This is a genomic window from Halomonas sp. M4R1S46 (genome assembly GCF_025725685.1).
GTDB lineage: Bacteria > Pseudomonadota > Gammaproteobacteria > Pseudomonadales > Halomonadaceae > Halomonas.
In genome coordinates this window covers 2014866-2041845 of sequence record NZ_CP107008.1, presented here as the reverse complement: position 1 = coordinate 2041845, position 26980 = coordinate 2014866, and the positions used below count along the sequence as shown (strand labels likewise).

Genomic DNA, 26980 nt, shown 5'->3' with positions numbered 1-26980 from the left:
GTGATAATCGTGATCAGGGTGCGAGGCACGATCAACCGGGGGGCCGGGAGGCCGATGGCGAGTCGCTCTGCGCCGCGTCCGGGGCGGCCCGGTCGGCCTTGCCCTTGACCTCCTCGTACCAGAGGTTGTGGTGTTGCCTGGCCCAGCTCTCGTCCACGTAGCCGTGGGTCATGCCCTCCAGGGCGCCCTCCGTGCCGAGGGTGCCGATATAGATATGGCCCAGTGCCACGGCGGTCAGGCCCAGGGCGCCGAGGGCATGGATGATGTTGGCCCACTGCATGGTGTCCCGGGTCTGGTTGAAGTTGGGGAAGTCCAGCACCAGGCCGCTGACGACCACCACCAGGCCCACGCTGGCCAGCAGCCAGTACCAGAGCTTCTCGCCGGCGTTGGCGAAGCCGGCATCCGGATGCGCCTTGCCGACCATGCCCCCGCCCTGGCGGAGCCAGGCCAGGTCATGGCGCCTGGGCAGGTTGTGACGCAGGAAGCGGGCCAGCACCACCAGCAGCAGGATGGCGAACAGCGGGCCCAGGTAGTTGTGCAGGGTCTTGGTGCCGGTCATCAGGCCGGCCCAGGCGCCGTCACCGAACATCGGGCGCAGCAGGGCCTTGCCGTAGAGCAGCATCAGGCCGGTCAGGCCGAGCAGGAGGAACAGGCTGGCCACGCTCCAGTGCAGGGCGCGGTCCAGTATTGGCCAGCGCAGCAGCTTGCGCCCGGTGCGGGGCTCGTCGAGCCGCTGGCGGCCGACGACGAGATAGAACACCAGGATCATGGCCAGCATGCCGAGGATGGCGATGGCGCCGAAGGGCGACACCCAGCGGTCGCGGACCTGCCGCCAGGTCTCGCCGCTGGCATTGATCAGGTTGTAGGTGCTCTGTGCCCGGCTGTCGCGGAAGTTGGCGTCGGTCTCGCCACCGCGGATCCGCCGCCAGGTGTCGGCGTCCACCGCGGGCACGGCGAAGGCGGCTTCCTGCCCGGGATTCGCCTCGCCGGGCGTGGTGTCCTGGGCGAGGGCCTGCCGGCCGAGGCCCAGGGCCAGGGCGACCAGCAGCAGCGCCGCCAGCAGGGCCGTCAGCACGAGCCGCCAGGGGTCTCGCATCGCGATGCTCATGGTCTGCCTCCTTAGCCCTGCCGGGTGGCGTCATGGGCCAGTGAATCGGCCTCGGCCCGGGGGTTGCCGGACCAGCCGCCATCCTCGTGCCCCCGACGCACCACCCGCTGGCGGAAGATGTCCGCGATCTCCTGGGCGTCACCGGCGAGCAGCGCCTTGGTGGAGCACATCTCGGCGCACAGCGGCAGCTTGCCCTCGTCGATGCGGTTGGCGCCGTACTTGGCGTATTCCTCCTCCTTGCTGTCGGCCGGGCCCCCGGCGCAGAAGGTGCACTTGTCCATCTTGCCGCGCTCGCCGAAGGCGCTCTGCTGCGGGAACTGCGGCGCCCCGAAGGGGCAGGCGTAGAGGCAGTAGCCACAGCCGATGCACAGGTCCTTGTCGTGAAGCACGATGCCGTCGTCGCGCTGGTAGAGGGTCTCGGTGGGGCAGACGGCGATGCAGGGGGCATCGTCGCAGTGCATGCAGGCCACCGAGATCGAGACCTCGGTGGGCTCGCCGTCGTCCAGGGTCACCACCCGGCGGCGCTGGATGCCCCATTCCACCTCGTTGGCGTTCTTGCAGGCGGTGACGCAGCCGTTGCACTCGATGCAGCGCTCGGCGTCACACATGAATTTCATCGTTGCCATGATGTCCTCCCGTGGGCCGTCAGCCGGCCTTCTCGATGCGACAGAGCGTGCACTTGGTTTCCTGCATCTGGGTCACCGAGTCGTAGCCGTAGGTGGTGGCCGTGTTCGCGGCCTCGCCCAGCACATAGGGCGCCGCCCCCTCGGGGTAGCGGTCGTGGAGGTCCTCGCCCTGGAACATGCCGCCGAAGTGGAAGGGCATGAACACCACCTCGCGGGCGACCCGCGGGGTGACCAGGGCCTGCACCCGCACGCGGCCACCCTCGGCACCCTCGACCCAGACCATCTCGCCGTCGGCGACGCCGAGGTCGTTGGCCAGTGCCGGATTGATCTCGACGAACATCTGCTGCTGCAGCTCGGCGAGCCAGGACATGGAGCGCGTCTCCTCGCCACCGCCCTCGTACTCCACCAGCCGGCCGGAAGTGAGGATGATCGGATAGGTACCGGTCACGTCCTTCTGCTGGATGGAGCGGTAGAGGGTGGGCAAGCGGTAGTGGGAGGCCACGTCGTCCCAGGTGGGGTAGTCGCTCACCAGGTCGCGGCGGCTGGTGTAGAGCGGCTCGCGGTGCTTGGGGATCGGGTCGGGGAAGGTCCAGACGTTGCAGCGGGCCTTGGCATTGCCGAAGGGGGCGCACTCGTGGGCGATGGCCACCCGCTGGATGCCGCCGGACAGGTCGGTCTTCCAGTTCTGGCCCTCGGCGGCCTGCTGTTCCTGTGGGGTCAGATCGCCCCACCAGCCCAAGTCCTTGAGCATGGCGGCGCTGAATTCCGGGTAGCCGTCGTCCAGTTCCGAGTCGCGACTGAAGGAGCCGTCGGCGAGCAGGGACACGCCATCGCGTTCGATGCCGAAGCGGGCCCGGAAGGTCAGCCCTCCCTCGGACACCTTCTTGCTGGTGTCGTAGAGGATCGGCGTGCCGGGGTGGCCCATCTCGGCGGTGCCCCAGCAGGGCCAGGGCAGGCCATAGTAGTCGCCGTCGGCGGCCCCGCCCTGGGCCTGCAGGGTCTCGAAGTCGAAGGTATGCCAGTTCTGCTGGTGGGCCTTGAGGCGCTCCGGGCTCTGCCCGGTGTAGCCCACGGTCCACATGCCGCGGTTGAACTCCCGGGTGATGTCCTCGATCAGCGGCTCGCTGCCCTCGACGCGGATGTGCTTGAAGAGTTCCTCGGCGAAGCCCAGCTTGCGGGCCAGCAGGTACATGATCTCGTGGTCAGGTCTGGACTCGAACAGCGGCTCGATGACCCGGTCGCGCCACTGGAGGGAGCGGTTGGTGGCCGTCACGCTGCCGGTGGTCTCGAACTGGGTGCAGGCGGGCAGCAGGTAGACGCCGTCGCTGCGATCGTGCATGACCGCGGCCACGGTGGGATAGGGGTCGACGATGACCATCATCTCCAGCTGCTGCATCGCCCGGCGCATCTCGGGGCCGCGGGTCTGGGAGTTGACCGCGTGCCCCCAGTAGAACATCGCCTTGAGGCGGGTGCGCTGGGCGATGGCGTCCTCCTCCTCGAGGACCCCGTCGACCCAGCGGGACACGGTGATGCCGCTGGAATTCATCGGCTTTCCGTCCGCGTATTCGGCGGGGTCGAAGCGGCTGACGAGCCAGTCGTAGTCCAGGTCCCAGACCCTGGCCCAGTGCCGCCAGGCGCCCTCGGAGAGGCCGTAGTAGCCGGGCAGGGAGTGCGACATCAGGCCCAGGTCGGTGGCGCCCTGGACATTGTCGTGGCCGCGGAAGATGTTGGCGCCGCCGCCGGAGGTGCCGATGTTGCCGAGGGCGAGCTCCAGGATGCAGTAGGCCCGGGTGTTGTTGTTGCCGGTGGTGTGCTGGGTGCCGCCCATGCACCAGACGATGCAGCCGGGGCGGTTCTCGGCCAGGCGGCGGGCCGTGTCGTGCATCGTCGCCTCGGGCACGCCGGTAATGTTCTCCACCACCTCCGGCGAGAAGGCCGCCACCTCGCTGCGGACATCGTCCATGCCGTAGACCCGCTGGGCGATGTAGTCGCGATCCTCCCAGCCATTCTCGAAGATGTGCCACAGCAGCCCCCAGATGAAGGCCACGTCGCTGCCGGGACGCAGGCGCACATAGTGGTCGGCCTTGGCGGCGGTGCGGGTGAAGCGGGGATCGACCACGATGATCTCGGCCTGGTTGCGCTCCTTGGCCAGCAGGATGTGCTGCATGGCCACCGGGTGGGCCTCGCAGGGGTTGGAGCCGATGAACATGATCGCCCGGCTGTGCTGGATGTCGTTGAGCGAGTTGGTCATCGCCCCGTAACCCCAGGTGTTGGCGACCCCGGCCACGGTGGTGGAGTGGCAGATGCGTGCCTGGTGGTCGGTGTTGTTGGTTCCCGCCAGGGCGGCGAACTTGCGCAGCAGGTAGGCCTGTTCGTTGTTGAACTTGGCCGAGCCCAGCCAGTAGACGCTGTCCGGGCCGTGCTGCTCGGTGAGCGCGAGCACCTTGTTGCCGATCTCCTCGATGGCCTGCTCCCAGCTCAACCGTTGCCATTCGCCGTCGACAAGCTTCATGGGGTACTTCAGCCGCCGGGTGGAATGGCCGTGCTGGCGCAGCGACGCGCCCTTGGCGCAGTGGGCCCCGCGGTTGATGGGATGGTCGAAGGCCGGCTCCTGGCCGGTCCAGACGCCTTCCTGTACTTCCGCGTAGACCCCGCAGCCCACCGAGCAATGGGAACAGACGGTACGCTTCGTCTCGATGGGGGCGTCGGAATAGGCCGTCTTCTCCGCGGCGTCGACCCGGCGCATCATCGGCGCGCCCATGAAGCCGGCGGCGGCCAGGCCGCCGGTGGTGGCACCGCTGCGCTTGAGAAACTGGCGACGGGAGATACCGAGGCCGCCGGTCCGGGGAGTGGATGAGCTTCGCGTCAGTCGCATGGTATCGGTCTCCTGGCGGGCGCGGACTCAGTCGCGCAGGGTGGCGTAGTAGGCGCGGACATGCGCGGTCTCCCGGTAGCCCCGCGGTGTCTCGTCCCGCGCGGCGTCCTTGGGGGCGGACTCGGCCCGCACCAGAGGCACCTGGCCGATGCCGGCGGCCGCCCCCGCCGCGACGGTGCCGAGGCCGAGGGTCTTGAGGAAGCGGCGGCGCTGGGGATTGCGTTCGGTGGACATGGGAGTCTCCTCGTTCAGGGCACGGGCGGGGTGACGAACCGCACGGGGGCTTCGCCGTCGGTCGCCGCCAGGCGACGCTCCTCCTCGGCGAGAAAGGCGCGGCCGAGCTCACCGAGACGGGCATAGAAGGGGGTGGCGACGGCAGCCAGGTCGGCCAGGCAGCGATCCGCCCAGGGGAGCAGGTGACGGCGGTAGAAGCCGGCCTCCGCCTGCGGGGTGGTTTCCACCAGCAGGGCCATGACCTCGAGCTCCGCCGCCAGGTGGTCCTCGGGGTCGCGGCTGTGCTCGGCGCGGGCGATCCCCAGGCGGCGCAGGTCGCGCCGCAGGGCGACCAGCGCCTCGTCCATCAGGGCGCCATTGTGGTACCAGGAGGCATAGGGGGTGATGTCGCCCTCGATGACGCCGACCAGGTGGCGGAAATGGGCCCGCGCCAGGGCCGCCGGCGAGGCCGCACCGGCGGCCTGGGCCAGACCCTGCCAGGCCCGGGCCAGGTCGCCGTCGCCCTCGGGGGCGAGGGTCGCCAGCCAGGCGAGCAGTGCCTCGTCGGGTGGCTCCCGCAGCAGGCGGCCCAGTAGCCGATAGATATCGGCGCGCAGGGCGCGTGTCTCGTCGCGGGGCTCGGCCATGGGCGGTTCCTGGGTCATGGTCATACCTTCAGTTGCGCGTCGGGATCGCGGGCCAGGGCCCGCCAGGCATCGCGAACACGGCAGTCCTCGCACATCTCCAGCCGCCGGGCGGCGTCGCCGGCAAAGCGGGGGTGATCGGCCAGCTTGGCCTTGATGGCGGCGATGGTGCCGGCGCTGGCGAAGGGCTTGCCGCAATGGATACAGGCGAAGGGTGCCTCCTCGTGCAGCACGCGTCGCTCGCCGCGGGCCGGGTCGGCCAGCAGTCCCGGGGTCAAGCGGATGGCGTCCTCCGGACAGGCCGCCTCGCAGAGGCCGCACTGCACGCAGTCGGCCTCGCGGAAGTCGAGACGCGGGGCGTCCCGGCCGGCCCCCAGGGCCGGCGTGGGGCAGGTCGCCACGCAGGCCATGCACAGGGTGCAGGCCGCCTCGCTGACCGCGACCGACCCATAGGGCGCGCCCGCCGGCAGCGCATGGCGCCGGCCATCCGGCGTGCCGAGGCCGGCGAGGCGGTCGAGCGCCTGGTCGAGGCGGGCGCGCTTGTCGTCGCCCGTCAACACGAGGGGCGTGGTGGTGAGAGGGGGCCATGCGGGCGGGGCATCTCGGCCGGCGCTGTCGCCGGGCGCCAGGCACACCAGCCGCTCGGGGGCATGGCCCAGGGCCGAGAGCAGGCCCCGCGCCAGTGCCAGCTGGTCATCGAGGAAGGTCGTCAGCCGGTCGGGCATGCCGTCGTGGTACTGCACGCGTACCTCGGCGGCACCGCCGGCCAGGGCGGCGAGCCACTGGTCGTGGCCGGCGGCGCCGAGTTCCTCGAGGGGGATGTCGAGCACGTGGCCGGCCGCGGCCTCCGCGGCCTGCGTCCCGGCCGCGAGGAAGCGCACGACGGGCGTGCTTCCCCCGGCCGCCAGGTAGGCCGCCAGCCAACCCAGCAGCGTGTCCAGCTGGCGCGGTGCGCTGGGCTGGCGGTAGCCGATGGCGCCGGTGGGGCAGGCGCTGGCACAGCTGCCCACGCCATGACAGCGATAGGGATCGATCTCGATCCAGGCCTCGATGCGACCCTGGCGGCTGGCGATGGCATCGGCGGGACACACCTCGAGGCAGCGCGTACAGCCCGGTTGGCCACTGGCGGCATGAGCGCAGCGTTGGCCGTCGATCTGGACGTAGCGGGGCTTGTCGAACTCGCCCACCAGCTCGGCCGCCTCGGCCAGTCGCGCGTCGCGCGCCGCGTCCTCCCAGTGGAAGGCGAGGTAGCCGGGCGGGGGGAGTTCCAGCGCCAGGCACGGCGCCTCGCCGAGGTCGATGACCAGGTCGAAATGCGCGCGGCCGGCCAGCAGCCTGGCCAGGTCCAGGGGGCCGCCGGGCATGTCCAGCGTCGCGGAGAAGCGCCCGAGATAGCCTGCCAGGCGTAGCCGGCGGCGCTGGTCCCGAGTGAGGGAATGCTGCGGGAGGTGGCCGGTGGCGGCCAGCAGGGCATCGTCGTCGCCGTCCTCGCCGGCGGCGGCGGGCTCGGTGATGAGCAGGCTGAGCGAGCCCAGCCCGGTATCGGCGAGGGCCCTGGCGGCGCGCCGGACGTGGCGCTCGTTGCCGAGCAGCAGGGCATGGCCGTCACTGACATAGCTCAGGGTCTCCGGGGCCAGGTTGACGGGCCAGGAGAGCTGGCGGCGGGCAAGGTCACGTGCCTGGCGGTTACGGGGCTCGTCCGCCTCGTCCACCGCCAGCAGGGCGATTCGCTGGTTCATGCAGCCTCACGGTCGAAGTCATTTATTATTATGAAAAGCTCATTCATCGAGTCTTGATGGGTTTTCCCGTTCGCGCCAATGGGCCTTGGTCTAATGGGGCGTCGCCGTCCCGCGCGGGTGGCGTCGCCGGCTGGGGGGCGGCGGTGAGCTCGTCGATCTCGCCATTCCCGTCGTCTCGCGGCTCGTCACCAGCGGGGGGCGTGGCGTCGTCGGCGACCTCGCGGGGCACGTCGCGCGAGTCGTCATCACGACTGCTGTCAGGCTCGTCGAGCCAGCGGCGCAGGCGTTGCGCGGCCTGGCCGGCCAGCGGGGTCAGGGTCCGGCGGAAATCCTGGTCGTAGTCATCGAGGCCATCGCGGATACCGTAATGGTCGGCGGCGAAGAGGCGCTTCAGCGCGCGTCGGCGCAGGCCGGCACTGACGCCGGGCGCCATGAACGCCGTGATATCGCTGCCCGGCGGCAGGTCATCGGGGTCGGGGAGGTCCGCCTCGGGGTCGGTGGGCGGCGCCTCCGGGGCCGCGACAGGCTCGGCCGAAGGGGCGGCGGACGCCGTCGCGTCGTCGATGGCGTCGTCGCCGATGACGCCCCGCTTGCGCCGGGACCAGCGTTGAAAGTGGCTCATGGGGTGTGCTCCCGGGCGCGGCCGGCGCCCTTGCGCTTCTTCTTGCGTCCCTCGTCGGGGGCCTCACCATGGCGGGCCAGGTAGGCCTCGAGCCAGGCCTGGATCGCCAGGGGCATGGCGACCTCCAGCACGCGCTGCTCGCCGTCCAGCCAGGCCGCGGCCACCTCCTGGCTGGCGGTGATGCACGCGGGACGCGGCTCCCCGTCCGCATCGCCGGCATTGACGAACAGCCGCGGCGACCTCGAGGCCAGGTTGAAGCGATAGGCGGCACGCTCGGTGAGGGTGAGCTGCAGGTCCAGGGGGTGGGGGCCGCCATCACCGGACACGAGGTCGGCGACCCGCCAGCGGGTCGCGGTGAACCCCTTGCTGGTGACGCGCTCGGCCCGGAGGGAAACGCTGAGTCGTCGGGTGGTGGCGGTGGTCATGCCGTGACTCCTGAGGGTTTCCCATCCAGTAAAGACACGGCGGGCGGGGAATGCCATCATCGTCATCAACGCAATCGCTGGAGTTCCCCGCATGCACGACATCAGCCTGAGCCGCGCACGGCTGCCGGCCACGCTCGAGATCACCGTCGTCGACGAGTTCGGTGAGGCCCGTCCCCAGGCGATTGCCGCGGAGCGTGCCCTGACGGTGTACCTGAACCGGCGCGAGATCGTCACCCTGATGACCCTGGGGGCGGATCCCGAGGCCCTGGTGGTGGGCTATCTGCGCAACCAGGGCCTGCTGGGCCGCCTCGAGGATCTCCAGGCGGTGCAGGTGGACTGGGAGGTGGAGGCCGCCGCCGTGGTGACCCGCCACCTGCCCGAGGACCTGGAGGAGCGGCTCGGTCAGCGCACCGTGACCACCGGCTGCGGCCAGGGCACGGTCTTCGGGCGACTGCTGGAGGCCACCTCGCTGACGCCGTTGCCGCGTACCCGGCTGCGTCAGTCGGTGCTCTATGGGTTGCTGGAGAACCTCGGCGCCTACAACGAGACCTATCGCAGCGCGGGCGCCGTGCACGGCTGCGCCCTGTGCCGCCAGGCGGCGGTGCTGGATTTCGTCGAGGACGTGGGGCGGCACAATGCCGTGGATACCCTGGCGGGGCGCCAGTGGCTCGGCCGCGAGGAGGCGCAGGCGGCGCCGGACATCTTCTACACCACCGGCCGGCTGACCTCGGAGATGGTGCTCAAGGTGGCCCAGATGGGCATCGGCGTGCTGGTGTCACGCTCCGGCGTGACCCAGAAGGGGGTCGAGCTCGCCGAGCGGTTCGGGGTGCTGCTGGTGGCGCGGGCCAAGGGCCGTCACTTCCAGGCCATCGGCGGCGAGGGGCGCCTCGAGCTGGATGCCATCCCCGCGCGTCGGCCCGGCGACCGCCCGCGCACCCAAGGCTCTCGCAGATAGCGATTTCGTCGGGACTGATCCGTCGACAAGCCCCGGGGTGCCGGACCATCGAGGAGGCGCTGTGAATACCTCCCTGCGCTCTCGCGTCCCGCTCCGCTAGCAGGTCCGGTGCTGGCCATCCATGGCCAGCCCGTTCGGAGCCGTGCTCCTCACCCCTGGCGTAGGACCTCCTCTTCGGCTTGTCCCCGGCGCCCCTCGTCAGGCCAACTGCGATATCCGCGCCCGGGGAGAGGTTGAGCGTCGCCGCTACTGGCCATCCCGGGGGGTGCAGACCGACAGCACCACGGCGTCCTCCTCGCTCACCGACACCAGGGCGTGCCCCATGTCGCTGTCGAAGTAGATGCTGTCGCCCTTGACCAGGCGCAGCGGCTCGTAGAACTCGGAGAACAGCTGGATCTCGCCCTCGAGCACCATCAGGAACTCCTCGCCGTCGTGACGCACCCACTCGCAGAAGTCCTCGAAGCGTCGGGCCCGTACGATCGTCTTGAAGGGGATCATGCGCTTCTGGGCCAGCTCGCAGCTCAACAGCTCGTGCTCGTAGGTGGGCGTGGGGTGCAGTTGGCCCTCGCCGCGGCGGGTCAGGTCGCGACGCCCCATGGTGCGCGTCTTGGCCTTGGGCTGGGAGAGCAACTGCGGGAGGTCGATATCGAGACCGCTGATCAGCTTCTGCACGGCACTGAAGGTCGGCGAGATCTGGTCGTTCTCGATCTTGGACAGTGTGGAGCGCGCCAGGCCGGTGCGTTCGCTGACGTCACCCAGGGTCCACTGGTTGGCCAGGCGGATCTCGCGGAGGCGTTCACCGAGGCGCTGGGGCTCGACGAAGGGTTTGCGCCCTGAGGCGATGCGCAGGGCGGCGTCCTGATCGTTGCTGGCGGTCATGCGGCATTCACTATCGGAAACTGGGTTTCCCACAGAGTACCATATCCCCGGCGGCCGTCGGCCACGGGAACGACGCCTGTCAGGGCGATGACGACAGCCTTCGGCGACGGGGGCGCTCCCCGCGATGTTTCCCGCTCCGGGGAAACCTGACGGGTCGGTCAGGCGAACGGCAGGCCGAGCAGCGCCTTGATGTGGGCCTCCGCGCCGCGACCCAGGGCGTCCGGATCGTAGCCCCCCTCGAGCACCGAGACCAGGCGATTGTCGGCATACAGGGCGGCGATCTCCATGGCCAGGTGGGTCACCCAGTGATAGTCCTCGTCCTCGAGGCACAGCTCGGCCAGGGGATCCTCCCGATGCGCATCGAAGCCCGCCGAGACCAGCACGAGCTCAGGCTTGAAGGCATGCAGGGCCGGCAGCCAGTCGTCCTCGACGGCGCGGCGGAAGGCCGGTCCGTCGGTACCGGCGGCCAGCGGCGTGTTGATCACGTTCTGCGACTCGCTGCGCAGGTAGCGCCAGGGATAGAAGGGGTACTGGAAGCTGGTGCAGACCAGCACCTCCGGGTCGTCCTTGAAGATGTCGATGGTGCCGTTGCACTGGTGGACATCGAAGTCGAGGATCGCCACCCGGCGCACGCCGTAACGGGCCCTGGCGTGGGCGGCGCCCACCGCCACGTTGTTGTAGAAGCAGAAGCCCATGGCGTCGCTGGCCTCGGCGTGATGGCCGGGCGGGCGCACGGCACAGAAGACGTTGTCGGCCTGGTGGCGGAACACCAGGTCGACGCCCCGCACCACCGCGCCGGCGGCCAGGCGGGCCGCCAGCAGGGTATCGGGATTCATCAGGGTGTCGCCATCCAGGGCAACGAGGCCATGGTCGGGGAGGCACTTGTCCAGGGCCCGCAGGTGACGCAGGGGGTGGACTCGGGCGAGCTGCGCCTCGGTGGCTTCCCGGGCGTCCGACTGCATGGTCTGCTGGAGGATGCCGCCGAGCATCAGCCGCGCGCGGATGGCCTCGAGGCGCAGCGGGCTTTCCGGGTGTTCGGGCCCCATGTGGTGCCGCTGACAGTCGGGATGGGAAATGTAGGCCGTTATCATTCACGCGCTCCGGGTCGATGACGATCACCTTATGCGTGGGGGGGCCTTGCAGGACAGTGTCCATAAGTCGTACACAGAGGACTGCCCGAATCCGATGGAGGAGCCCATGAGCACCCGCTTCCTGCACCACTTCTTCGAGCCGCGCACCATCGCGGTGATCGGTGCCTCCGAGAAGCCACATTCCATGGGTGGACTGGTGATCCGTAACCTGCAGGAGGGCGGTTTCCCGGGGACGATCTGGGCGGTCAATCCCAAGGGCTACGAGCGCGTGCATGGCGCCCCCTGCGTATCCCGCATCTCCAGGTTGCCCGAGACGCCGGATCTGGCGGTGCTCTGCTCGCCGGTGGCGACGGTCCCGCGGACGATCGGCCAGCTCGGCAAGCTGGGGGTGCGTGCGGCCCTGGTGCTGTCCGGCGGCGCCCACCTCGACGACGAGCGTGGTGGCGAGGGCTCGATCCGCGGACGGATGCTGGCGGCGGCTCGGGCGTCGGGCATCCGGGTGCTGGGCCCGGAGTGCATGGGGCTGATCGTGCCGGGGCGCCGGCTCAATGCCTCCTACGCCAGCCAGCCCGTGAGGAAGGGCCGCGTGGCCTACCTGGGGCAGTCCGGCATGCTCGGCAACGCCATGATCGACTGGGCCGCCGGCCGCGGCATCGGTTTCTCGCACCTGGTGACGGTGGGCGACAGCGTCGATGTGCTGCTGCCCGACCTGATCGACTACATCAATCAGTTCGCGCCGACCCAGGCCATCCTGCTGCACCTCGAGCGGATCCTCGACGCCCAGCACTTCATGACCGCGCTGCGCGATGCCTCGCGCCATCGGCTGGTCCTGGCCATCAAGAGCGGGCGGACCGCCGAGTCGGACATCTCCGGCCTGCCGCCGACCCCGGGCATCGCCAACCGCGACCAGCTCTTCGATGCGGCCTTCGCCCGGGCCGGGGTGGTGCGGGTCGATGATTCCGATGAGCTGTTCGACGCCCTCGAGACGCTGTCGCGCATGAAGCCGCTGCGCGGCGATCGCCTGGCGGTGGTCGCCAACGGCCTGGGGCCGGCCATGCTGGCCATCGACAAGCTGATCAGTGCGGGGGGCCGGCTGGCCGTCTTCACCGAGGAGACCCGCCGGGCGCTGCGCCGGGACGATGTCGACATCAGCAAGCCCGGGGAGAACCCGGTGGATCTGGGGGGCAACGCCACGCCACAACGCTTCGTCGAGGCGCTGGCGCTGGTCGCCGCCGATCCCGGCGTGGATGCGGTGCTGGTGGTCCACGCGCCGACCCGCCTGGCGCCGTCGAAAGACACCGCCCAGGCAATCATCGCCGCACGCAAGCGCTTTCACCGTAACCTGCTGACCAGCTGGATGGGGCTCGAAGAGGCGTTGTCGGCGCGCCACGAGTGCAACCTCGCCGGCATCCCCACCTATATCTCGCCCGAGAAGGCGGTAAAGGCGTTCATGCACATGGTCGACTACCAGCGGGTCCAGGCCCTGCTGCAGGAGACGCCGCCGAGCCTGCCGTTCGCCACCACACCGGAAATCCGGCGCCGATGCCGGACCCTGATCGACGAGGTTCGCACCCAACAGCGGGAATGCCTGCTGCATTCCGAGACCGCCCGGGTACTCGAGGCCTACGGCATCCCGGTGGCCCGGCGGCACTATGTCGGCACGCCGGAGGAGGCCGCCGACGCGGCGGCGACCCTCGAGGGGGCCATGGCCCTGAAGGTGATCCATGACGGCAACTGCCGGCCGTTCCGCTACCGCCAGCATCCGCACAAGATCTCGGCCGGCCTGCTCCAGGACCTCACCACGCCGGCGCAGGTGGCCGAGGGCGTCACTCGGCTGGGCGACAAGGTCGCCGAGAAGTTTCCCGAATTTCGCGTGCGGGAGTACTGCCTGCAGCCCATGCAGCGGGGCAAGCACTCCATGCAGCTGTGTGCCGGCATCACCCGGGACCCGGTCTTCGGCCCGGTCATCGTGTTCGGGATCGGCGGCTTCAAGGTCAATATCCTGGCCGATCGCCAGGTCGCCTTGCCGCCGCTCAATATCAGCCTGGCGGCCGACCTGGTCGGCCGCACCCATGCCGCCCGGCTGATCCGAGAGCACTCCAGCGATCCCGAGCGGGACCTTGACCGCCTCGGCAAGCTGCTGGTCACCCTGTCGCAGATGGCCAGCGACCTGATCGAGCTGCGTGGCCTGGAGCTCAACCCGCTGTTGCTCAATCGCGATGGCCTGGTGGCGGTGGACTTCGCCATGGACCTGGGCGGGCCCGCCCGCTTCGCGATCATGCCCTATCCCGAGGAACTGCGGGAATGGGTGACCCTCAAGAACGGCTGGGACGTGGAGGTGCGTCCCATCCGCGCCGAGGATGCGCCCCTCATCACTCGCTTCCATACCCGGCTCTCCGAGGAGAGCATCCGCTTTCGCTACTTCCATAACAAGGCCGACCTGACCCAGCGGGACCTGTCGATGTTGTCGCACATCAACTATGACCGCCAGATGGCCTTCATCGCCGAACACCTGCTGGAGGACGGCAGCAAGGAGATGCTGGGGGTGGTGCGGGTCTGGAACGATGCGGACAACATCCGCACCGAGTTCTCGATCATCATTCGCGACGATCTGCAGGGGCTGGGCATCGGCAGCGTGCTGATGGAGAAGATGATCCGCTACTGCAGGAGCGTGGGCACCCTGGAGATGATCGGCAAGATCATGGTCGACAACCGGCCGATGCGCTCGCTGATGAAGCACCTGGGGTTCACGCAGCGCTACAACATGGAGGAGCAGGTGGTCGATGCCGTGCTGCGCCTGAACGAGCCGCAGAGCGACTGGCAGCGGCATCGACTGGAGAGTCTGCCGGACTGACGGCCCCCGCCCTTGGCGGGGGCCGGCGGGGCGGCTCGCCCGCGCTCAGGGGGCCAGGCGGAAACGCTGCCAGTGGCCGTCGCGGCGCTCATAGCGGATACGGTCGTGGAGGCGGCTGGGCTGCCCCTGCCAGAATTCGATCATCTCCGGCACCACGCGGTAGCCGCCCCAGTGGATGGGACGGGGAATCGCCTGCCCCTCGTAGGCCTGCTTGAAGCGCTGTTCGCGTTCCTCGAGCCAGGTCCGGTCGGGAATCACCACGCTCTGGGTGGCGATCCAGGCGCCCAGCTGGCTGGCCCGCGGCCGGCTGGCGAAATAGGCGTTGGAGTCCTCTTCGCTGACCAGCTCCACCGGGCCCTCGACGCGCACCTGGCGGGACAGCGATGGCCACCAGAAGACCAGGGCGGCATGGGGCACGTTGGCCAGTTCGCTGCCCTTGTGGCTGTGGTAGTTGGAGTAGAAGACCAGGCCCCGCTCGTCGATCCCCTTGAGCAGCACCACCCGGGCATGGGGCAGTCCCTGGCTGTCCACGGTGGCCAGCGTCATGGCATTGCCATCGTCGCCCTCGGCCTCCATGGCCAAGGCCAGCCACTCGCTGAACAGCTCATTGGGCTGGTCGGGCATCCGGGATTCCTCCAGGCGCCCGCCTTCATAGTCGCGCCGGATGTCGGCGATATCGCGTGTCATGGTGTTCTCCTCGAATTCACTCTCATGGTCGCCGCTTGGCGAGGCGACCTCAACACCCGTTACGGGTCGGCCAGGGGATATTCTTCGCTAAGCTTATGGTGTCAAGCCCTGCTGGACCATGGTCATGTAAGCGACGTTGAGCTGGTCGTCTGCCGGGAAGCGGAACTCGCGCAGGGCCAGGATCGCCATGACCGCCGGCGGCAGGGAACGCCCCGGGTGACGGATCAGTGGGTGGCCTGCCTTTGCCGCCAGGACGAAGGGGCGCCACCCGGGGTGCGAAGGTGGCTGGCACAGGCTGCAGTGGGGCTTCGGCCTCGTGACGAGGGCCTGGCGCCAGGCCCGGAGATTCTCCATGGAGCTCCTCCCTGATTCCCGTGCCATGCTTGCTGCTTCTCCACGTGGGATTATCCGCATTTTTAAGGCCCATGCCGCAGATTTTCACTGGCAGCTGCCGTAAATCAAGAATCACGTTACCTGGCAACAGGCGGCAGGAGAGAAATCCGAGAGGCCATCTGTCGATAGATCGCAGATACTGAGGTAACGACGGTAACGTCTGGACGGTTTCAAACTGCCGGACAGTGTGGCTAGCCAGAATAGAGGCTGCAGGAGTGGCTTGCTTTGCGATCCAGCTGTGCAAGGTTGTGCCAACCAGAGACCAAGGAACCCGATAATGCTCGATTCCCCCTTCCCCCCCTGGCCGGATTACTCCGAGGCCGAGGTGGCCGCGGTGTCGCGCGTGCTGCGTTCGAATCGCGTCAACTACTGGACCGGCGATGAGGGGCGTGCCTTCGAAGAGGAATTCGCGCGCTTCGCCGGGACCCGCTACGCGGTCGCGGTCGCCAATGGCACCACTGCCCTCGACCTGGCGCTGCACGGACTGGGCGTGGGCGTGGGGGGCGAGGTCATCGTCACCTCACGGACCTTCCTGGCCTCGGTCTCGAGCATCGTCAATGCCGGGGCGATCCCGGTGTTTGCCGATGTGGACCGCGACAGTCAGAACATCACGGCAGAGACGGTGGCCCCCCGGATCACCCCGCGTACGCGGGCCATCCTGGCGGTCCACCTGGCCGGCTGGCCCTGCGACATGGCCCCCTTGACGGCCCTGGCGGAGCAGCATGGGCTGGCCATCATCGAGGACTGCGCGCAGGCCCACGGGGCATGCTATCGGGGCCGCAGTGTCGGTGGGCTCGGGGACGTGGCGGCCTGGTCGTTCTGCCAGGACAAGATCATGAGCACCGGTGGCGAGGGCGGCATGGTCACCACCAATGACCGTGACCTCTGGCAGCGCATGTGGGCCTACAAGGATCACGGCAAGAGCTGGGACGCTGTCTACGAGCGCGATCCCCCACCCGGTTTCCGCTGGTTGCACGAGTCCTTCGGCACCAACTGGCGGCTGACCGAGATGCAGGCGGCGATCGGCCGGATCCAGCTCGGACGGATGCCCGAGTGGGTCCGCCAGCGTCGGCGCAACGCCGAGACGCTGTGGCAGGCCGCCCGCACGATGCCCGGGTTGCGGGTGCCGACCCTGCCCGATGACATCGTGCATGCGGCCTACAAGGCCTATGTCTTCGTGGAGCCTGCCGCCCTGGCCGAGGGCTGGGATCGTGATCGCATCCAGCAGGCCGTGGTCGAGGGCGGCGTGCCGTGCTTCTCGGGCACCTGCTCGGAAGTCTATCGCGAGCGCGCCTTCGATGGCACGGGCTGGCGTCCCGACGCGCCTCTGCCGGTCGCCCGGGAACTCGGCGAGACCAGCCTGATGTTCCTGGTGCACCCGACCCTGGGGGCGGCCGAAATGGCACTGACGGTGGATACGCTCTGGGACGTCATGCAGCGGGCGACAGCATGATGGATCACTGCCGCAGCTGGCGGCTGCGGAAGCGGGCATAGCCCATGCAGCCGGTGAACAGCGCCAGGGACACCAGCGCCTCGAGGGCTCCGCGGGAGGCCTGGCCGGGCAGGGTGGCGACCATCACCCCCTGGGTGAAGTAGAGCAGGCTGACGAAGGCCAGCCAGGCATGCCCCCGGGCGCGACGCGCCAGGATCGACGGCAGGAACAGCAGCAGGGGCAGGACGAAGGCCACCAGGGGGCCGACGGAGCTGCCGCCACTGTCGACGGCCAGGCCGCGGTAGACCATCAGCATCAGCAGTAGCGCATAGCTGACCACCACCAGCTTGCGGGACCCGGCGGTGAGGTGGTCGAGGCCTCGGCGGGCCTCGAGATCTTCCAGCCACTGTCTCATGAGCGCTCTCCGGGCCGATGGGCGAGGGCCAGGGCGAGCCGCGCGAGGCGCTTGCCCTGGGCGAAGGCGAGCTGACGCTCCTGGTCGTCCAGCGGGCGATCGCTGCGCTTGCCGGCCACGTGGCTGGCCCCGTAGGGGGTGCCGCCGGCCCGGGTCTCCATCAGCTCGATCTCGCTGTACGGCAGCCCGGCATAGACCATGCCGTGGTGCAGCAGCGGCAGCAGCATGGAGATGAGGGTGGTCTCCTGGCCGCCGTGGAGACTGGAGGTGGAGGTGAAGGCGGTGGCTGGCTTGTCCACCAGGGTGCCGCCCAGCCAGAGTTCGCTGGTGGAGTCGACGAAGTGCTTGAGCGGCGCGGCCATGTTGCCGAACCGCGTCGGGCTGCCCAGGGCCAGCGCCGCACAGTGACGCAGGTCGTCGAGGCAGGCGTAGACCGCGCCCTCGGCGGGGATCTCGGGGTCGACGGCCTCGCAGGTGGGGGAGACCGGCGGGACGGTACGCAGCCGCGCCTCGATGCCGCGGCAGGACTCGACGCCGGCGGCCAGGCGCTCGGCCATGGCGCGGGTGGCGCCATGACGCGAGTAATAGAGGATCAGGACATAGGGCAAGGGGACGGACATGGGGCTTCCTGGTGCGGGAGAGGACGGATCAGTCGAGCAGGGCGAGGACGTCTTCCGGAGGACGTCCGATCACGGCACGGCTCCCGTCGTCGGCGATCGGCCGCTGCAGGACCCGCGGGTGGGCGACGATGGCCCGAACGACCTGATCCGGATCCCTGGGATCGGCGCCGAGGGCCTTCCACTCGGCCTCGTTGGTGCGCACCAGGGCCTGACCGTCGGCATCCAGCCGCGCCATCAGGGAGCGTAGTTCCTTCTCGTCGAGCGGGTCGTCGAGGTAGCGACGGACCTGCACATCGACGCCGCGCTCTTCCAGCAGCGCCAGGGCCTGGCGGGACTTGGAGCAGCGCGGATTATGGAGGAGGGTGATCATGACGCATGGGTCCTTGTGGTCGGTCGTGATGAACGCGGCTCATTGTAGGCCGTGCTCGAGCGCCGCCACAACCGGCGGGGCGGGGGCGGGCCTCGGTCGCCGCGGCGGTGATGGTGTCGGCAACCATGGGGTTCTGCTTGGCTCCGCTCACCAGGCCCGCAGTGCCTGAGACAGACCCGGCAGGGAGGAGCCATACGAAATATTATACCGTTACCTCAAAGCTATGAACGTTCCCCCATCATGCTCCGGACTCAAGGTCAATCCAGTCGACGATACGTCCATACGCTCCGGCCATCGGCGAGTCGGATGCGCACCCGCCGGTAGCGAATGCCCAGCCGCTCGTAACGGTCGAGACGCCTGAGCTCCTCGGCATCCACCCGCAGCAGCAGGCCCTCGACGCTGGCGCCAGCGGCGGGGACCAGGTCCAGCCCCTCCCGGCGATAGCCGGCGACCCTGACCGGCTCGGGGTCGCCGACGCGACCATACACCAGCCAGCGGACCGGCGCATGGCGCAGGGTGCCGTAGACGAACAGCTGGTGCGCCCCCGGGGACACCGGCGCCAGGTGCTCGGGACGCTCATAGGTCCAGGGACTGAGCAGGGTCAGCCACAGCCAGCCGGCGAAAGCGAGAGGCGAGGCAAGAAGGCAAACGGCGATCAGGCGGCGCGGCATGGGAGAGGCTCATGATGGAATGGGAGACGGGCAATCGGGCCATCCTGACATGCCGGGGCCCGGGACTTAAGCCCCCCGGCTCGCTTTGCTAGGATGGCAACGAGATCATCTGCGACGGAGGTGACCCATGACCCAGTCCCGCCATGACGACCTGGACTTTCGGGCCCTCGTCGGGGAGGTGCGTCCGCTGCATCGCGGCACGGACCGGGCCGATGCCGGTCGGCGTCGCCACGGCCCGAGCGAGGCACAGCTCGCCCGTCGCGAGAGTGCGGCCGGCGGCGATGAGGGGCGCGACATGCTCTCCGACGACTTCGTCGACCTGGTGCCGCCCTTCGATCCGCTGGCCTTTCGCCGCGACGGCATCCAGCAGGGGGTGATGGACCGCCTGCGCCATGGGGGCTATCCGGTACAGGCCAGTCTCCACCTGCTTCGGCGTCCCCTCGAGGAATGCCGCCGGGCGTTGCCGGCGTTCCTGCGCGAGGCCTGGGAGCATGATCTGCGCTCGGTGCTGATCATCCACGGGCGGGGACGCGAGATCGATAGCCCGCCCAATGTGCTGCGCTCCTACCTGGCCAAGTGGCTGCCGACCTTCGAGGAGGTCCAGGCCTTCGCCTCGGCAGTGCAGGCCGATGGCGGCCTGGGAGCCACCTGGGTGATGCTGCGCAAGAGCGACCGCGCCCGGGCCGCCAATCGCGAGCGACAGCAGAAGCGACGCGGCTGAGGTGACCATGACAACGACGAAGCCGGCCACGGGGGCCGGCTTCGTCGTCCGTGAGGCGAGGAGTGCGGATCAGGCCACGGCCCGATCCGCCTTAGTCTTTCCCGGCTCACGCAGGCGGCGCCGGAACAGCGGTTCCGGCTCGTCGACGCCGGGCTGGTAGCTCAGGCTGAAGGTGTCCAGGGCCTTCAGCGCCGCCTCGACCTCCTGGTCCTCGCGCAGCGAGAAGGCATCGAAGCCGCAGCGCGACATGTAGAACAGCTGGTCGATCAGGACATCACCCACGGCGCGGATCTGACCCGGGTAGCCGTGGCGCTCCCGCAGCAGCCGGGCGATGCTGTAGCCACGGCCATCGGTGAACCTGGGGAAGTCGATGGCGACCAGGGGAGCGGCCTTGAGCTCCTCGGCCAGCGCCGCGGTCATCTCGGTGTCGCTGGCCAGCCAGGGCGCGATATCCTGGCCCTTGTCGGAGGCCTGCCAGGCCTCCAGCGGCACGATGGCGGGCTGCCCCTCGGGGCGCTCCTCGGCGGACTCGCAGAGGACCCACTCGTCGCTCACGACACGACGCTCGGCGATCAGGGGACGGCTGGGGGTCTGCTCAGGCATAGACACGCTCCTTGAAGGGTTTGAGGCCGATGCGGCGATAGGTGTCGAGGAAGGTCTCGTCGGCGGTGCGCTCGCCGACGTAGACCTGCAGCAGCTTGTCGATCACGCTGGGCACGTCCTCGCGATAGAAGGACGGGCCGAGGATCTTGCCCAGGGAGGCGCCGTTGCCCTGGCTGCCGCCCAGCGAGATCTGGTAGTACTCCTCGCCCTTCTTGTCGACGCCGAGGATGCCGATGTGGCCGACGTGGTGATGGCCGCAGGCGTTCATGCAGCCGGAGATGTTGAGCTCCAGCGGCCCCAGGTCATAGAGGAAGTCGAGGTCCTCGAAGCGTTCCTGGATGGCGTGGGCGACCGGGATCGACTTGGCGTTGGCCAGGCCGCAGTAGTCGCCGCCGGGGCAGCAGATCAGGTCGGCGAGGGTGCCCACGGTCGGGTTGGCCATGCCGAGGGCCTCGAGGCGCTGCCAGAGTGCCTCGATGCGGTCCACCGGGACGTCGGTCAGCACCAGGTTCTGCTCGTGGGTGACCCGCAGCTCGCCATAGCCGAACTCGTCGGCCAGGTCGGCGATTGCGGTCATCTGCTCGGAGGTGACGTCGCCCGGCGAGTGCTCGCGGCGCTTCAGCGACAGGGTCACGGCCTTGTAGCCGGGGACCTTGTGGTCGGTGACGTTGTTGGTCACGAAGCGGGCGAAGGCGCGGTTCTCCGTGCGCAGGCGTTCGTAGGCGGCGATGGCCTCCTGGCTCACCTCGCGACGCTCGGGGTCGACGAAGTGATCGGCGACCGCCGCCACGGCCTCCTCGGTGAGGGTCTGGGAGCCGTCCTTGAGGTGCGCCCACTCCGCCTCGACGCGGCGGCGGAACTCCTCGATGCCCAGCGCCTTGACCAGGATCTTGATGCGCGCCTTGAACTTGTTGTCGCGACGGCCGAACTGGTTGTAGACCCGCAGGATCGCTTCCAGGTAGGTCAACAGGTGCTGCCAGGGCAGGTCCTCGCGGACCACGTCGCCGATCATCGGCGTGCGACCCAGGCCGCCACCGGCCAGCACCTTCACGCGCACCTCGCCGGCCTCGTCGCGCCACAGCCGCAGGCCCACGTCGTGGACCTGGATGGCGGCGCGATCCTCCTCGGCCCCGGTCACGGCGATCTTGAACTTGCGCGGCAGATAGGCGAACTCGGGGTGGAAGGTCGACCACTGGCGAATCAGCTCGCACCAGGCGCGCGGATCGACGTCCTCGTCGGCGGCGACGCCGGAGAACTGGTCGGTGGTGGTGTTGCGGATGTCGTTGCCGCTGGTCTGGATGGCGTGCATCTGCACGCTGGCGAGCTCCGCCAGCATGTCCGGCACGTCCTCGAGCTTCGGCCAGTTCAGCTGGAGGTTGGTGCGGGTGGTAAAATGGCCATAGCCCCGATCATAGCGGGCCGCGATCTCGCCCAGCTTGCGCAGCTGGTAGGAGGCCAGCATGCCGTAGGGGATGGCGATGCGCAGCATCGGCGCATAGCGCTGGATATAGAGACCGTTCTGCACGCGAAGCGGCAGAAACTCCTCGTCGCTGATCTTGCCCTCGAGGTAGCGACGCATCTGGTCGCGGAACTGGGCGACGCGCTCGTCGACCAGGGTCTGATCATGGGTGTCGTAACGGTACATTCAGCGCTTACCTGCAACTTGGAAGTGGCGGAGCTTGGCGACCACCTTAATGGGTCGGGGTTATTCTATAAAAGAATAAATCTTCATACTTTATATTCGAAATGGAATGAGCCGTGGCGCCTGTGGGATTCGCCCCAATGGTCGCCTCCGGCGGGCTCCCGACATCATATCGCGAGCCTCAGCCAACGGCGTCGCTGCCAGATCATCACGAACCAGGCGGAGTTCAGGCAGCGATAGCCGAGCTGAACCCACCAGATGCCCACCAGGCCATAGCCTAGTTGAACGCCCACCCACCAGGCCAGCGGCAGGAACACCAGCCACTGCAGGGTCAGGGTGGTCGTCATTACCGTACGATTCGCTCCGGCCCCGAGCAAGGCCTGAGCGAACACCAGCGCCGCGGCATCGAGCACGATCATCACGGCGGTGAGCCGCAGCGGCATCCGCCCCATGGCGGTGAGCGCCGGGTCGTGGAGAAAGAGCGCGAGCACCGCCTCGGGGAACAGCACCATGGGCAGGGCGATCAGCGCCAGGCACGGCCAGGCCAGGCGCACCACGTCCCAGCCCCAGCGGTGGGCCTCGTGGTGGTCCTGGCGGCCCAGCGACTGGCCGACCAGGCTCATCGCCGCCATGCCCAGGCCCACGCCGGGCAGGATCAGCAGCAGCGAGAGGTTCACCAGCACGTGGCCCACCGCGACGCTGGCGGTACCGACCTGCCCGAGGATCCAGAACAGCACCGCGTAGCCCGCCGCGAACCAGACCTGCTGGAACGAATGGGGCACGGCCAGGCGCAGGGTGGTGACGAGGGTCCGGGGATAGGGCCGACCCGCCAGGAACCCGCTGCCGGTGGCATGCCGGAGGCTCAGCCCCGCCCAGATGGCGAGTCCTGCATACAGCGAGAGGCTGGTGCCGGCCCCGGCGCCGGCGGCCCCCATGGCGGGCAGCCCCAGCCAGCCGAAGATCAGCAGCACGCTGGCCACCACGTTGACCAGGTGCATGACCAGGATGATGCGCAGGTACACGCCGGTCCGCTGGATGCCGTTCCAGTAGCCGCGGAAGCAGAAGATCATCGCCACCGGCACCAGCGACACCACGCGCCAGCGAAAGTAGGCGACGGCCTCGACATTCACCGCCGGGTCCTGGTTGATCAGAGCCAGCAGGCGGGGCGCCTGCCACAGGCACAGCAGGGTCAGGGGCAGGGCGACGGCCAGGGCGATCGCCAGCCCGGCGTTGAGGGCCAGGGCGCGCCGCTCCCAGTCCCCCTCGCCGTGACGTCGCGCGGTCTGCGCCTGCACGCCGGACGACAGGCCGAACACCACGGCGGTGATCAAGAAGATCGCGTAGCCGCCGATGCCCACCCCGGCCAGGGGCACCTCACCCAGCGAGCCCACCAGCGCCGCGTCGATCAGGTTGAGCAGGCTCTGGCTGAGCATGCCGCCGATGATCGGCAGGGCGAGGCGCAGGATGGTCCGGCGGCGCGGAGACTCAGGCAGCATGGCACCGTCCGTCACGACCGGGGCCGGCCCCGCGCCGGGGGCCCGAGATGACACGCCGCGCCATCAGCTGGGGTCGTAGGAGAGCACCGGCGCCAGCCAGCGCTCCAGTTCGGCGACCGACATGCCCTTGCGGCTGGCCAGCACCTCGACCTGGTCGCGGGTGATCTTGCCGGTGGAGAAGTACTTCGACTGGGGATGGGCGAAGTACCAGCCGGAGACCGCCGCGGCGGGCCACATGGCGAAACTCTCGGTGAGCTCGAGGCCGGCGTGGGTCTCGGCCTGGAGCAGGCGGAAGAGGGTGGCCTTCTCGGTATGGTCCGGGCAGGCCGGATAGCCCGGCGCGGGGCGGATGCCCTGGTACTTCTCGGCGATCAGCGCGTCGTTGTCGAGCGTCTCGTCGGGCACATAGCCCCAGAACTCCTTGCGGACCCGCTCGTGCATGTGCTCGGCGAAGGCCTCGGCGAGCCGGTCGGCCAGCGCCTGGACCATGATGGCGTTGTAGTCGTCGCCGGCGGCCTTGTAACGGTTGGCGAGTTCCTCGACGCCGTGCCCCGCGGTCACCGCGAAGCCGCCGATCCAGTCGGGCTTGCCGCTGGCCTTGGGCGCGACGAAGTCGGCCAGGCTGTAGCAGACCCCCTCGCGGTTCTTGGTGGTCTGCTGGCGGATATGGTGCAGCCGCTCGACCACCTCGGCACGGGACTCGTCGGCATAGACCTCGATGACGTCGTCATCGACGCTGTTGGCGGGCCACAGGCCGATCACGCCGCGGGCCTGGATGAGGCGCTCGTCGATCATCCGCGCCAGCATGTCCTGGGCGTCGGCGAACAGGCTGCGTGCCGCCTCGCCGACCTTGTCGTCGTCGAGGATCCTCGGGTACTTGCCGGCCAGCTGCCAGCTCATGAAGAAGGGCGTCCAGTCGATGCGCTCGACCAGCCGGGTCAGGTCGTAGTCATCGAAGACCTTGAGGCCCTCGAGGGCCGGCCGCGGCGGGCTGTAGTGCGCCCAGTCGATGACCGGCTTGTGACGACGCGCCTCGGCATAGCTGATCTCCGCGGCCTTGGGGCGACGCCTGGCGTTGCGCTCGCGGACCGTCTCGTACTCGGCGCGGATCTCGGCCACATAGGCCTCCTTGAGCCCCGGCGAGAGCAGCTTGCCGGCCACCCCGACGGCCCGTGAGGCGTCGGTGACATAGATTACCGGGTGCTCGTAGCCCGGCTCGATCTTGACCGCGGTGTGGGCCTTGGAGGTGGTGGCCCCGCCGATCAGCAGCGGCAGCGTGAAGCCCTGGCGCTGCATCTCCTTGGCGACATGGACCATCTCGTCCAGCGACGGGGTGATCAGCCCCGACAGGCCGATGATGTCGGCGTTCTCGTCGCGGGCGGTCTGGAGGATCTTCTCCGCCGGCACCATCACGCCGAGGTCGATCACCTCGTAGTTGTTGCACTGCAGGACGACGCCGACGATGTTCTTGCCGATGTCGTGGACGTCGCCCTTGACCGTGGCCATGACGATCTTGCCCTTGGCCTGGGTGTCCTCGCTCTTCTCCGCCTCGATGTAGGGGATCAGGTAGGCCACCGCCTGCTTCATGACCCGCGCCGACTTGACCACCTGGGGCAGGAACATCTTGCCGGCGCCGAACAGGTCGCCGACCACGTTCATGCCATCCATCAGCGGGCCCTCGATCACCTCGATGGGGCGCGTGGCCCGCTGGCGGGCCAGCTCGGTATCGTCCTCGATATAGGCGGTGATGCCCTTGACCAGGGCGTGCTCGATGCGCTTCTCGACCTCCCAGCTGCGCCACTCGAGGTCCTCCTTCCTGGCGCCGCCGCTGCCGTCGCCCTTGTACTTGTCGGCGAGGTCGAGGAGCCGCTCGGTGGAGTCGCTGCGCCGGTTGAGCACCACGTCCTCGACCGCCTCGCGGAGCTCCTCGGGCAGGTCGTCGTAGACCGCCAGCTGGCCGGCGTTGACGATGCCCATGGTCAGGCCGGCGCGGATGGCGTGGTAGAGGAACACCGAGTGGATGGCCTCGCGCACCGGGTTGTTGCCGCGGAACGAGAAGGAGACGTTGGACACCCCGCCGGAGACCATGGCGTGGGGCAGGTGCTCGCGGATCCAGCGGGTGGCCTCGATGAAGTCCACCGCGTAGTTGTCGTGCTCCTCGATGCCGGTGGCGATGGCGAAGATGTTGGGGTCGAAGATGATGTCTTCCGGGGGGAAGCCGATCTCGTCGACCAGCAGCCGGTAGGCGCGCTGGCAGATCTCGGTCTTGCGCGCGAAGGTGTCGGCCTGGCCCTGTTCGTCGAAGGCCATCACCACCACCGCGGCGCCGTAGCGGCGGCAGCGGGTGGCCTGCTCGCGGAAGGCCGCTTCGCCTTCCTTCATGGAGATGGAATTGACCACCGCCTTGCCCTGGATACACTTGAGGCCGGCCTCGATGATCTCCCACTTGGAGGAGTCGACCATGATCGGCACCCGGGCGATGTCGGGCTCGCCGGCGATCAGGTTGAGGAAGCGCACCATGGCCTCCTCGGACTCGAGCATGCCCTCGTCCATGTTGATGTCGATGACCTGGGCGCCGTTCTCCACCTGCTCGAGGGCCACCTCGAGGGCGGTGGTGTAGTCCTCCTCGACGATCAGCCGCTTGAAGCGGGCGGAGCCGGTGACGTTGGTACGTTCGCCGACGTTGACGAACAGCGAGTCGTGCTCGATGTTGAACGGCTCGAGGCCCGACAGGCGACAGGCCAGGGCCCGCTCCGGCAGCGGCCGCGGGGCGAGGTCGCGGATCGCCCGGTGGATGGCGGCGATATGCTCCGGCGTGCTCCCGCAACACCCGCCGATGATATTGACCAGGCCGCTGGCGGCGAACTCGGCGACGATGGCCGCCATCTCCTCGGGGGTCTGGTCATACTCGCCGAACTCGTTGGGCAGGCCGGCGTTGGGGTGGGCCGAGACGAAGGTGTCCGCCTTCTTGGCCAGCTCCTCGACGTAGGGCCGCAGTTCCTCGGCGCCCAGGGCACAGTTCAGGCCCACCGACAGCGGCCGGGCATGGCGCACCGAGTTCCAGAAGGCCTCGGTGGTCTGGCCGGACAGGGTACGCCCCGAGGCGTCGGTGATGGTCCCGGAGATCATTACCGGCAGCCGCTCACCGCGGTCCTCGAAGAGTTCCTCGAGGGCATAGATCGCGGCCTTGGCGTTGAGGGTATCGAAGATCGTCTCGATCAGGATCAGGTCGCTGCCGCCCTCGATCAGCGCCTCGGCGGCCTCGCGGTAGTTGTCGCGCAGCTCGTCGAAGGTGACGTTGCGCTTGGCGGGGTCGTTGACGTCCGGGGACAGCGAGGCCGTGCGCGAGGTCGGCCCCAGCACCCCGGCGACATAGCGGGGCACCCCGGTCTCCTCGGTCACGGCGTCACAGACCTCGCGCGCCAGCCGGGCCGATTCGCGGTTGAGCTCGGGGACCAGTGCCTCCATGCCGTAATCGGCCTGGGACAGGCGCGTGCTGTTGAAGGTGTTGGTCTCGACGATGTCGGCCCCGGCCAGGAGATAGTCCCGATGGATCCGCGTGACCAGGTCCGGGCAGGTCAGCGCCAGCAGGTCATTGTTGCCCTTGAGGTCGCTGGGCCAGTCCGAAAAGCGCTCGCCGCGAAACTCCTCCTCGGACAGCGCGGCGTTCTGCAGCATGGTGCCCATGCCCCCGTCCAGCATCAGGATGTGCTGGCCGAGGCGTTCGGTAAGCGTGGCGGTCAGGGGAGTCGGGACGGCAGCCATGGGTCGGGTCAATCTCCAGCGTGAAGGCGTCGGGGCGCATCGACGGCGCGGCGCCTGGGGCGTCTTGCCATACGAGGTGGCCGTCGAGAGTCGGCGGGGCAACGAGGCCCGTGACAAAACCGAAAACCGCTATG

General features: G+C 69.0%; 24 protein-coding genes. 4 read left to right on the top strand and 20 right to left on the bottom strand.

Translation table 11 applies throughout. The annotated features are described in order from the left end of the window. Nucleotides 1-31: 31 nt before the first annotated feature. From OCT48_RS09640 to OCT48_RS09605, 8 genes are read right to left on the bottom strand one after another with little or no spacing between them, the layout of a single operon-like run. Complete coding sequence (locus OCT48_RS09640) at nucleotides 32-1108, bottom strand: formate dehydrogenase subunit gamma (RefSeq protein WP_263592475.1); 1077 nt, start codon at nucleotides 1106-1108, stop codon at nucleotides 32-34. 11 nt (nucleotides 1109-1119) lie between these two features. Then, nucleotides 1120-1734 (bottom strand): formate dehydrogenase FDH3 subunit beta, encoded by a 615-nt coding sequence (gene fdh3B / locus OCT48_RS09635; protein ID WP_263592474.1) that lies wholly within the window; start codon nucleotides 1732-1734, stop codon nucleotides 1120-1122. Nucleotides 1735-1753: 19 nt separating this feature from the next. Beyond that, nucleotides 1754-4609: a molybdopterin-dependent oxidoreductase gene (locus tag OCT48_RS09630; protein ID WP_263592473.1), complete on the bottom strand. Its 2856-nt coding sequence runs from the start codon at nucleotides 4607-4609 to the stop codon at nucleotides 1754-1756. Between the two features lie 27 nt (nucleotides 4610-4636). Beyond that, nucleotides 4637-4843: a twin-arginine translocation signal domain-containing protein gene (locus tag OCT48_RS09625; RefSeq protein ID WP_263592472.1), complete on the bottom strand. Its 207-nt coding sequence runs from the start codon at nucleotides 4841-4843 to the stop codon at nucleotides 4637-4639. 14 nt (nucleotides 4844-4857) lie between these two features. Further along, entirely contained in the window at nucleotides 4858-5487 is a 630-nt protein-coding gene (locus tag OCT48_RS09620; protein ID WP_263592471.1) for a molecular chaperone, read from the bottom strand. A 2-nt stretch (nucleotides 5488-5489) separates the two neighbouring features. Beyond that, nucleotides 5490-7205, bottom strand: coding sequence for a 4Fe-4S dicluster domain-containing protein (locus OCT48_RS09615; protein ID WP_263592470.1), 1716 nt, complete (start codon nucleotides 7203-7205; stop codon nucleotides 5490-5492). A gap of 43 nt (nucleotides 7206-7248) precedes the next feature. Continuing rightward, nucleotides 7249-7827: a DUF3306 domain-containing protein gene (locus tag OCT48_RS09610; protein ID WP_263592469.1), complete on the bottom strand. Its 579-nt coding sequence runs from the start codon at nucleotides 7825-7827 to the stop codon at nucleotides 7249-7251. Beyond that, nucleotides 7824-8252, bottom strand: coding sequence for a DUF3305 domain-containing protein (locus tag OCT48_RS09605; protein WP_263592468.1), 429 nt, complete (start codon nucleotides 8250-8252; stop codon nucleotides 7824-7826). Before OCT48_RS09605 ends, OCT48_RS09610 begins: the two co-directional genes overlap by 4 nt. A gap of 91 nt (nucleotides 8253-8343) precedes the next feature. Between OCT48_RS09605 and OCT48_RS09600 the strand changes: the two genes are divergently transcribed. Beyond that, on the top strand, nucleotides 8344-9207 hold the full coding sequence (locus OCT48_RS09600) for a formate dehydrogenase accessory sulfurtransferase FdhD (RefSeq protein WP_263592467.1): 864 nt from the start codon (nucleotides 8344-8346) through the stop codon (nucleotides 9205-9207). A gap of 246 nt (nucleotides 9208-9453) precedes the next feature. Here OCT48_RS09600 and OCT48_RS09595 read toward each other — a convergent pair whose 3' ends face one another. Together OCT48_RS09595 and OCT48_RS09590 are read right to left on the bottom strand one after the other, a co-directional pair. Continuing rightward, nucleotides 9454-10086, bottom strand: a complete 633-nt coding sequence (locus OCT48_RS09595; protein ID WP_263592466.1) for a helix-turn-helix domain-containing protein — start codon at nucleotides 10084-10086, stop codon at nucleotides 9454-9456. Nucleotides 10087-10244: 158 nt separating this feature from the next. Beyond that, nucleotides 10245-11177 (bottom strand): histone deacetylase family protein, encoded by a 933-nt coding sequence (locus OCT48_RS09590; protein ID WP_263592465.1) that lies wholly within the window; start codon nucleotides 11175-11177, stop codon nucleotides 10245-10247. Between the two features lie 106 nt (nucleotides 11178-11283). On the opposite strand from OCT48_RS09590, the gene OCT48_RS09585 reads away from it, so the two are divergent. After that, complete coding sequence (locus OCT48_RS09585; RefSeq protein WP_263592464.1) at nucleotides 11284-14031, top strand: bifunctional acetate--CoA ligase family protein/GNAT family N-acetyltransferase; 2748 nt, start codon at nucleotides 11284-11286, stop codon at nucleotides 14029-14031. A gap of 45 nt (nucleotides 14032-14076) precedes the next feature. Here OCT48_RS09585 and pdxH read toward each other — a convergent pair whose 3' ends face one another. Beyond that, complete coding sequence (gene pdxH / locus OCT48_RS09580) at nucleotides 14077-14718, bottom strand: pyridoxamine 5'-phosphate oxidase (protein WP_263592463.1); 642 nt, start codon at nucleotides 14716-14718, stop codon at nucleotides 14077-14079. A gap of 93 nt (nucleotides 14719-14811) precedes the next feature. After that, complete coding sequence (locus tag OCT48_RS09575) at nucleotides 14812-15072, bottom strand: hypothetical protein (protein WP_263592462.1); 261 nt, start codon at nucleotides 15070-15072, stop codon at nucleotides 14812-14814. 316 nt (nucleotides 15073-15388) lie between these two features. On the opposite strand from OCT48_RS09575, the gene OCT48_RS09570 reads away from it, so the two are divergent. After that, entirely contained in the window at nucleotides 15389-16564 is a 1176-nt protein-coding gene (locus OCT48_RS09570) for a DegT/DnrJ/EryC1/StrS family aminotransferase (protein WP_263592461.1), read from the top strand. Nucleotides 16565-16568: 4 nt separating this feature from the next. On the opposite strand, the gene OCT48_RS09565 is transcribed toward OCT48_RS09570, so the two are convergent. From OCT48_RS09565 to OCT48_RS09550, 4 genes are all read right to left on the bottom strand, one after another. Further along, a complete protein-coding gene (locus tag OCT48_RS09565; RefSeq protein WP_263592460.1) occupies nucleotides 16569-16958 on the bottom strand; it encodes a DUF2069 domain-containing protein in 390 nt (129 codons plus the stop codon). Next, entirely contained in the window at nucleotides 16955-17578 is a 624-nt protein-coding gene (wrbA, locus tag OCT48_RS09560) for an NAD(P)H:quinone oxidoreductase (protein ID WP_263592459.1), read from the bottom strand. Before wrbA ends, OCT48_RS09565 begins: the two co-directional genes overlap by 4 nt. Before the next feature lie 28 nt (nucleotides 17579-17606). After that, nucleotides 17607-17948, bottom strand: a complete 342-nt coding sequence (gene arsC, locus OCT48_RS09555) for an arsenate reductase (glutaredoxin) (protein ID WP_263592458.1) — start codon at nucleotides 17946-17948, stop codon at nucleotides 17607-17609. A 257-nt stretch (nucleotides 17949-18205) separates the two neighbouring features. Then, nucleotides 18206-18619, bottom strand: coding sequence for a gamma-glutamylcyclotransferase family protein (locus tag OCT48_RS09550; RefSeq protein ID WP_263592457.1), 414 nt, complete (start codon nucleotides 18617-18619; stop codon nucleotides 18206-18208). Between the two features lie 127 nt (nucleotides 18620-18746). On the opposite strand from OCT48_RS09550, the gene smrA reads away from it, so the two are divergent. Further along, entirely contained in the window at nucleotides 18747-19340 is a 594-nt protein-coding gene (gene smrA / locus OCT48_RS09545; protein ID WP_263592456.1) for a DNA endonuclease SmrA, read from the top strand. Nucleotides 19341-19409: 69 nt separating this feature from the next. Here the strand turns inward: smrA and OCT48_RS09540 are convergent, their stop codons facing one another. From OCT48_RS09540 to metH, 4 genes are all read right to left on the bottom strand, one after another. Further along, on the bottom strand, nucleotides 19410-19943 hold the full coding sequence (locus OCT48_RS09540) for a DUF934 domain-containing protein (RefSeq protein ID WP_263592455.1): 534 nt from the start codon (nucleotides 19941-19943) through the stop codon (nucleotides 19410-19412). Beyond that, nucleotides 19936-21588, bottom strand: a complete 1653-nt coding sequence (locus OCT48_RS09535; RefSeq protein ID WP_263592454.1) for a nitrite/sulfite reductase — start codon at nucleotides 21586-21588, stop codon at nucleotides 19936-19938. Before OCT48_RS09535 ends, OCT48_RS09540 begins: the two co-directional genes overlap by 8 nt. A gap of 164 nt (nucleotides 21589-21752) precedes the next feature. Continuing rightward, complete coding sequence (locus OCT48_RS09530; RefSeq protein ID WP_263592453.1) at nucleotides 21753-23081, bottom strand: MATE family efflux transporter; 1329 nt, start codon at nucleotides 23079-23081, stop codon at nucleotides 21753-21755. Between the two features lie 63 nt (nucleotides 23082-23144). Beyond that, nucleotides 23145-26846 carry a methionine synthase gene (gene metH, locus OCT48_RS09525; RefSeq protein WP_263592452.1) on the bottom strand — a complete coding sequence of 1234 codons (3702 nt, stop codon included), beginning with the start codon at nucleotides 26844-26846 and terminating at the stop codon, nucleotides 23145-23147. Nucleotides 26847-26980 lie beyond the last annotated feature (134 nt).

Excerpts from the sequence above, each read along its gene's own strand:
- OCT48_RS09640 (WP_263592475.1), bottom strand. The coding sequence starts at position 1,108 with ATGAGCATCGCGATGCGAGACCCCTGGCGGCTCGTGCTGACGGCCCTG.
- fdh3B (WP_263592474.1), bottom strand. The coding sequence starts at position 1,734 with ATGGCAACGATGAAATTCATGTGTGACGCCGAGCGCTGCATCGAGTGC.
- OCT48_RS09630 (WP_263592473.1), bottom strand. The coding sequence starts at position 4,609 with ATGCGACTGACGCGAAGCTCATCCACTCCCCGGACCGGCGGCCTCGGT.
- OCT48_RS09625 (WP_263592472.1), bottom strand. The coding sequence starts at position 4,843 with ATGTCCACCGAACGCAATCCCCAGCGCCGCCGCTTCCTCAAGACCCTC.
- OCT48_RS09620 (WP_263592471.1), bottom strand. The coding sequence starts at position 5,487 with ATGACCCAGGAACCGCCCATGGCCGAGCCCCGCGACGAGACACGCGCC.
- OCT48_RS09615 (WP_263592470.1), bottom strand. The coding sequence starts at position 7,205 with ATGAACCAGCGAATCGCCCTGCTGGCGGTGGACGAGGCGGACGAGCCC.
- OCT48_RS09610 (WP_263592469.1), bottom strand. The coding sequence starts at position 7,827 with ATGAGCCACTTTCAACGCTGGTCCCGGCGCAAGCGGGGCGTCATCGGC.
- OCT48_RS09605 (WP_263592468.1), bottom strand. The coding sequence starts at position 8,252 with ATGACCACCGCCACCACCCGACGACTCAGCGTTTCCCTCCGGGCCGAG.
- OCT48_RS09600 (WP_263592467.1), top strand. The coding sequence starts at position 8,344 with ATGCACGACATCAGCCTGAGCCGCGCACGGCTGCCGGCCACGCTCGAG.
- OCT48_RS09595 (WP_263592466.1), bottom strand. The coding sequence starts at position 10,086 with ATGACCGCCAGCAACGATCAGGACGCCGCCCTGCGCATCGCCTCAGGG.
- OCT48_RS09590 (WP_263592465.1), bottom strand. The coding sequence starts at position 11,177 with ATGATAACGGCCTACATTTCCCATCCCGACTGTCAGCGGCACCACATG.
- OCT48_RS09585 (WP_263592464.1), top strand. The coding sequence starts at position 11,284 with ATGAGCACCCGCTTCCTGCACCACTTCTTCGAGCCGCGCACCATCGCG.
- pdxH (WP_263592463.1), bottom strand. The coding sequence starts at position 14,718 with ATGACACGCGATATCGCCGACATCCGGCGCGACTATGAAGGCGGGCGC.
- OCT48_RS09575 (WP_263592462.1), bottom strand. The coding sequence starts at position 15,072 with ATGGAGAATCTCCGGGCCTGGCGCCAGGCCCTCGTCACGAGGCCGAAG.
- OCT48_RS09570 (WP_263592461.1), top strand. The coding sequence starts at position 15,389 with ATGCTCGATTCCCCCTTCCCCCCCTGGCCGGATTACTCCGAGGCCGAG.
- OCT48_RS09565 (WP_263592460.1), bottom strand. The coding sequence starts at position 16,958 with ATGAGACAGTGGCTGGAAGATCTCGAGGCCCGCCGAGGCCTCGACCAC.
- wrbA (WP_263592459.1), bottom strand. The coding sequence starts at position 17,578 with ATGTCCGTCCCCTTGCCCTATGTCCTGATCCTCTATTACTCGCGTCAT.
- arsC (WP_263592458.1), bottom strand. The coding sequence starts at position 17,948 with ATGATCACCCTCCTCCATAATCCGCGCTGCTCCAAGTCCCGCCAGGCC.
- OCT48_RS09550 (WP_263592457.1), bottom strand. The coding sequence starts at position 18,619 with ATGCCGCGCCGCCTGATCGCCGTTTGCCTTCTTGCCTCGCCTCTCGCT.
- smrA (WP_263592456.1), top strand. The coding sequence starts at position 18,747 with ATGACCCAGTCCCGCCATGACGACCTGGACTTTCGGGCCCTCGTCGGG.
- OCT48_RS09540 (WP_263592455.1), bottom strand. The coding sequence starts at position 19,943 with ATGCCTGAGCAGACCCCCAGCCGTCCCCTGATCGCCGAGCGTCGTGTC.
- OCT48_RS09535 (WP_263592454.1), bottom strand. The coding sequence starts at position 21,588 with ATGTACCGTTACGACACCCATGATCAGACCCTGGTCGACGAGCGCGTC.
- OCT48_RS09530 (WP_263592453.1), bottom strand. The coding sequence starts at position 23,081 with ATGCTGCCTGAGTCTCCGCGCCGCCGGACCATCCTGCGCCTCGCCCTG.
- metH (WP_263592452.1), bottom strand. The coding sequence starts at position 26,846 with ATGGCTGCCGTCCCGACTCCCCTGACCGCCACGCTTACCGAACGCCTC.